The sequence below is a fragment of the Inquilinus limosus genome (assembly GCF_002195995.1).
Taxonomy (GTDB): Bacteria; Pseudomonadota; Alphaproteobacteria; order DSM-16000; family Inquilinaceae; genus Inquilinus; species Inquilinus limosus_C.
Genome location: NZ_NHON01000185.1, coordinates 1 through 5208 on the forward strand (window position 1 = coordinate 1; position 5208 = coordinate 5208).

The 5208-nt window shown below is 70.7% G+C and carries 5 protein-coding genes and 1 pseudogene; 3 read left to right on the top strand and 3 right to left on the bottom strand.

The genetic code is table 11. From position 1 onward, the window contains the following. Both BWR60_RS37895 and BWR60_RS35525 read left to right on the top strand, forming a co-directional pair. A pseudogene (locus tag BWR60_RS37895) lies at positions 1–182 on the top strand (IS4 family transposase); the annotation flags it as partial. 139 nt (positions 183–321) lie between these two features. Continuing rightward, a complete protein-coding gene (locus tag BWR60_RS35525; RefSeq protein WP_088157997.1) occupies positions 322–978 on the top strand; it encodes a MarC family protein in 657 nt (218 codons plus the stop codon). Positions 979–987: 9 nt separating this feature from the next. Here BWR60_RS35525 and BWR60_RS35530 read toward each other — a convergent pair whose 3' ends face one another. Both BWR60_RS35530 and BWR60_RS35535 read right to left on the bottom strand, forming a co-directional pair. Next, positions 988–1791, bottom strand: coding sequence for an SDR family NAD(P)-dependent oxidoreductase (locus tag BWR60_RS35530; protein ID WP_088157999.1), 804 nt, complete (start codon positions 1789–1791; stop codon positions 988–990). A 105-nt stretch (positions 1792–1896) separates the two neighbouring features. Then, complete coding sequence (locus tag BWR60_RS35535; RefSeq protein ID WP_218823839.1) at positions 1897–2364, bottom strand: MarR family winged helix-turn-helix transcriptional regulator; 468 nt, start codon at positions 2362–2364, stop codon at positions 1897–1899. Positions 2365–2522: 158 nt separating this feature from the next. Here BWR60_RS35535 and BWR60_RS35540 point away from each other — a divergent pair, with 158 nt between their 5' ends. Continuing rightward, a complete protein-coding gene (locus BWR60_RS35540; protein ID WP_088158001.1) occupies positions 2523–3467 on the top strand; it encodes a threonine/serine dehydratase in 945 nt (314 codons plus the stop codon). A gap of 138 nt (positions 3468–3605) precedes the next feature. Here BWR60_RS35540 and BWR60_RS35545 read toward each other — a convergent pair whose 3' ends face one another. After that, complete coding sequence (locus tag BWR60_RS35545; protein WP_088158003.1) at positions 3606–4508, bottom strand: flagellar hook assembly protein FlgD; 903 nt, start codon at positions 4506–4508, stop codon at positions 3606–3608. Positions 4509–5208 lie beyond the last annotated feature (700 nt).

Here is a 5208-nt window from a genome sequence, read left to right on the forward strand (position 1 = left end):
CCCTGATCGCTTTCCTGCTGCTCCGCCTGAGCCAGGCGGMGCAAAGCTCGGTCAAATCACCGCTCGCCTTCGCTCGCCTGGTCCGCGCCAACCTCATGCAGCGCAGGCGCATCGACCGCCTGCTCCTGCCCGACCCTATCCCTCTCTCCAATCCAGACCAATTGATGCTCCAATGGGCCTGAAACTAAACCGGACAGCCGTGGGTCAAGCCCGAGGATGACAGCTTGGGGGCGGTGTGGTCAGACACACCCGCGTCCTATCCGACAGTTGCGGCGGGGCGGGATGATCGGTCAGGCTGTCGGCACCACCTCGGAGTCTCGGATGAGCGGTTCGATCCAGACCTTCCTGCTCACGCTCTCCGCCCTGTTCTCGATCGTGAACCCGATCGGGGCCGCCCTGATCTTCAGCCAGATCACCGCCGCGCGGTCGCATGGCGAGCGCCTGATGCTGGCGCGGAAGATCGGCGTCTATTCCGCCCTGGTGATGCTCGGCGCGCTGTGGGGCGGCGCCTACATCCTCAGCTTCTTCGGCATCAGCCTGTCGGCGCTGCGCATCGCCGGCGGGCTGATCGTCGCCGCCAGCGCCTGGCGGCTGCTGCAATCGCCGGAGCAGCAGGAGGAACGCAAGCAGGAGCAGGCGTCGGAGGCCGAGGGCATCGACGCCGTCGCCTTCTATCCGCTGACCATGCCCTTCACCACCGGGCCCGGCACCATCTCGGTCGCCATCGCCATCGGGTCGAACCTGCCGGTCGGGCAGCCGGATTTCCTGCCCTTCGTGCTCGGCGCCTCGGCTGCGGCGCTGGCGATCTCCGCCAGCGTCTGGGTGGCCTACTCCTCGGCCGACCGGCTGGTGGCGCTGCTGGGCCAGTCCCAGGTGCGGGTGCTGTCGCGGCTGATGGCCTTCCTGCTGCTGTGCGTCGGCACCCAGATCACGCTGGGCGGCGTCAGCGATTTCGTCCATTCGCTGACACCGCCCTGACGCGAGGCCTCAGAAACCGTAGCGGGCAGCCGGGACCGCATTGGACAGGTTCGGGGCCAGCGCCCGGCGGGCGGTCTCGACCGCGTCCCAATCCTTGATCTCCGGCAGCGCCGGGATGGTCACGACCTCGCCCTGGTCCAGGCCGGCCAGCGCCGCGTCGACAAGGTCCTCGGCCCGCATCATCCGCTCCTGGATCTGCTGCGGCAGGACGGCGATGGGTGCGCCGGCGATGTCCCAGAACTCGGTCGAGGTCGGGCCAGGCAGTACCGCCTGGACGCGGATGCCCTTGGCCCCGAGCTCGTGCCGCAGCTGCTGGCTGAAGGCCAGGACGAAGGCCTTGCTGCCGCCATAGACGCCGTTCAGCAGCTCCGGCGCCACGGCGACGATCGAGGAGATGTTGATCACCGTGCCGCCGCCGCGGGCGACGAAGCCGGGCACGGCCGCATAGGTCAGGCGGGTCAGCGCCGTGACGTTCACGTCGATCATCGACTGCATCGCGTCGACATCCGCCTGCAGCAGCGGGACGGCGGAGCCGAAGCCGGCATTGTTGACCAGCACGGCGATGCGCGGATCGGTGCGCAGCACCTCCTCGACCTCGCGCAGATCGTCCTTGTCGGTGAGGTCGGCGACCAGCGGCGTCACCGTCCGGCCGGTCTCGGCGGTCAGACGCCTGGCCAGGGCGTTCAGGCGCTCGGCATTGCGGGCGACCAGGATCAGGTCGTGGCCGCGCCGGGCCAATCGGTCGGCATAGATCGCTCCGATGCCCGAGGAAGCGCCGGTGATCAGGGCGGTGGTGTTGTCGGTGGTGCTCATGATGATTTCCTTTAGAAAGGGCATATGCCCATATTTGAGAAAGGACATATGCTCATTTCTGATGACAGGAGGTGACGGCTTGCGGCTCGTCCTCCGATGGGAAACTCAGTCCTTCAGCGTGCCCAGCCGCTCGTCATAGGCGATGTCGAGCAGCGCGCCGCGCAGCGCCTCGGCCTCGCTCTGGCCGAATACCGCATGGAACCGGGCCTGCGCCGCCTCCCAGAGACCAAGGGCCTGCTGCAGCGTCGCCAGCCCCTGCGCCGTCAGCACGATGTGGCGGCGGCGCCGGTCCTCGACGCCCTCCCTCAGGACGACGAGGCCGTCCCGCTCCAGCGGCCGCAGGGTGTGGCCGAGGGCCGAGCGGTCGACGACCAGCGCCGCGGCCAGCTCCGCCAGGGTCGGCGCCTTGTCCCCCAGCTCGTGCAGCTCGGCCAGGATGGCGAACTGGGTCGAGCGCAGCCCGGAGGGCGCCAGCGCGTCGTCATAGAGCTGCGCGATCCGCCGCGACGCCTTGCGCATCGCGGTGGCGTTGCAGGCCAGGACGCCTTCCCTGGTGTTGCGCACGGTCTTCATGGATCGGGATATGGTGCATATGCCCATTTCCCGTCAAGGGGCATGTGCCCCTTTCTGTGATACCGGTTCGGGCTTGCCTGCCGCCGCCCCGCCGGATAGGTAATTAGCAATCCGACGAATTCCTTGGCCGAGCGCCGATCCGAGACGGGAGACGGGACATGGGCGAGCTGACGGTGGATCGCGACGGCATCGCGCGGATCGAGCCGCTGATCCGGCCGCATATCCGGCGGACGCCGGTGGTCGAGACGGCGGGGCGCGATCTCGGCATCGACGCCGGCGCCGTCACCCTGAAGCTGGAGCTGCTGCAGCATGCCGGGTCGTTCAAGACCCGCGGCGCCTTCGCCAACCTGCTGACCCGCGACGTGCCGGCGGCCGGCGTCGCGGCGGCCTCGGGCGGCAATCACGGCGCGGCGGTGGCCCATGCCGCGGCATCGCTGGGCCTGCCGGCGCGGATCTTCGTGCCGTCCATCTCCTCCCCCGCCAAGATCGAGCGCATCCGCCGCACCGGCGCCGAGCTGGTGGTGGGCGGCGACCGCTATGCCGACGCCCTGGCCGCCTGCGATGGCTGGGTCGCGGAAACCGGCGCGCTGTCGGTCCACGCCTTCGACCAGGCCGAGACCATGCTTGGCCAGGGCACGCTGGCGCTGGAGCTGGAGAGCCAGGCGCCGGAGCTCGACACCGTTCTGGTCGGGGTCGGCGGCGGCGGGCTGATCGGCGGCATCGCCGCCTGGTATGCCGGGCGCGTCAAGGTCGTCGGGGTCGAGCCCGAGGCCTCGCCCACCCTGCACAAGGCCTTCGAGGCCGGGCGGCCGGTCGACGCCCCAACCGGCGGCATCGCCGCCGACAGCCTGGCGCCGAAGCGGATCGGCGAGCTGGTGTTCCCGGTGGTGCGGCAGCATGTGGCGGCCACGGCGCTGGTGACCGACGAGGCGATCCGCGACGCCCAGCGCGCGTTATGGGCGGGGCTGCGTGTGGTGGCGGAGCCCGGCGGGGCCGCGGCCTTCGCGGCCCTGCTGTCCGGCCGCTACCGCCCGGCGCCGGGCGAGCGGGTCGGCGTGGTGGTCAGCGGCGGCAACACCACGGCGGTGGATTTCGACCGGTAGGGAGAGCCTCTCCCCTGATCGTCATTGCGAGCGCAGCGAAGCAATCCAGGGGCCAGTGCGAACCGGCCCCTGGATTGCTTCGTCGGCTTCGCCTCCTCGCAATGACGGTGTGGAATGGCCGTCAGCCCGACACCTCCCTCAGCCCGACACCTTCAGCACATCGGCCGAGCGCACCTGGCCGCCGCCTTTCAGCACCAGGATGGCGCTGCCGGTGTCGGGCGAGAAGATCACCTCCTTGACCGTGTCGGTGACCACCACGGCGGCGTCGACGGCGTCGCCCGCCTCGCTCTTGGCCACCGCCTCGACCAGATAGGTGCCGGCCGGCGCCGTCTTGCCGTCGTCCTGCATGCCGTCCCAGGCGATCTCGTGCCGGCCCTCCGCCGTCTCGCCGGTGACGCGGCGGATCACCGTGCCGTCCTCCGCCTTGATCTGGACCTCCACGGTCTTGGCGTCCTTGCCCACGGCATAGGCCAGGGCGGCGCTCTTGCCGTCGAAGGCGAAGCGGTCGGTCTGCGCCTCGACGGTGCGGCCGATATAGGCCAGGTCCAGCCGGTTGGTGTTGGCGCCGGTGGCGTCGACCAGCTGGGTCAGGCCTTTGTTGGCACTGACCAGCTGCTCGACCTGGCTGAAGGTCGCCAGCTGGGTGACGAACTGGGTCGAATCCATCGGCGCCAGCGGGTCCTGGTTCTTCAGCTGCGCCGTCAGCAGCTTGAGGAAGGTCTGGTAGTCGGTGGAGGTCTGCGGCGTCTGGGCGGCGCCGACGGGGTCGACCATCGTGCGGGTCCTTCGGATGCGGTGCGGCTCACACCAGGCTGTCGAGGCCGGAGGCCGGGAGGCCGGGAGGCCGGGCGCCGGGCCGAGGGCGGTTTCGGGCCGGGACGGCAGGGCCGGCTGCTCCTCCCCGCGCCCGGCCGGGCTCTGTGGCGACGGCGGTTCGCGGCCGCGGCCGCAGTCGCCGCGCAGCGAGAACTCGATGCCGCGGCGGCCGGGATCGATTCCGGCGTCGGTCAGCGCCTTCTCCAGCACCCGGGATTCGCTCATCAGCAGGTCCAGCGTCTCGCGCCGGTCGGCGGTGATGCGGCTTCGGCCGGATCGCCGATGCGAGGTCGGCCACCGGCGCCTCGACCATGGCCGCTCCGGCGGCAGGGCCCGCCGGCGGAATCACGAGGGGCGGTTCCGGGAGTTGCGGAGGCGTGCCGCTATCCGGGGTCGCCGCGATGGACCGGGCCGGATCGGCGGGAGGGGAAATGCGAGGGGCCTGATCCCGCAGCGCCGTCTCCGACGGTGCGGCGCCGTCGCCCGTCTCGGCCGCAGGCATCGCCGGGCCGGCCGGAGGATCCGGACGAGGACTCGCCGGGATCGGCCAGGGAAAGATCCAAGGTGCCGCCGACACGTCCTTGCGCTCGGATGCGGAAGCGGGCCCGGACGGCGGCGCGGCTTCAGCCCCGAGCGCGATCAGCGCGGCGAAGGGCGCCCCGCCCCCTTGCCGGCCCGACCGGCCGCCGGCGCCGTCGGGCGCCGCCTGGCCGATCTGGAGGGGAAGGAGGCTCGTGACCATGCATCCGGTCGGATTGGCGGAAGGACCGCCGCCATCCTAGAGCGGGATGAATTTATCTGAGGTCATAACCGGCCTGGGCGAAGAAGTTGCGGCACTGTGGCGGGGTGACAGTGTCGAGGATGGAGGCGATGGCGTCGCAGATAGCGTCGGGGTTGCGTCGAGCGGCCTTGCGCAGGAGGTGCT

Excerpts from the sequence above, each read along its gene's own strand:
- BWR60_RS35525 (WP_088157997.1), top strand. The coding sequence starts at position 322 with ATGAGCGGTTCGATCCAGACCTTCCTGCTCACGCTCTCCGCCCTGTTC.
- BWR60_RS35530 (WP_088157999.1), bottom strand. The coding sequence starts at position 1,791 with ATGAGCACCACCGACAACACCACCGCCCTGATCACCGGCGCTTCCTCG.
- BWR60_RS35535 (WP_218823839.1), bottom strand. The coding sequence starts at position 2,364 with ATGAAGACCGTGCGCAACACCAGGGAAGGCGTCCTGGCCTGCAACGCC.
- BWR60_RS35540 (WP_088158001.1), top strand. The coding sequence starts at position 2,523 with ATGGGCGAGCTGACGGTGGATCGCGACGGCATCGCGCGGATCGAGCCG.
- BWR60_RS35545 (WP_088158003.1), bottom strand. The coding sequence starts at position 4,508 with ATGAGCGAATCCCGGGTGCTGGAGAAGGCGCTGACCGACGCCGGAATC.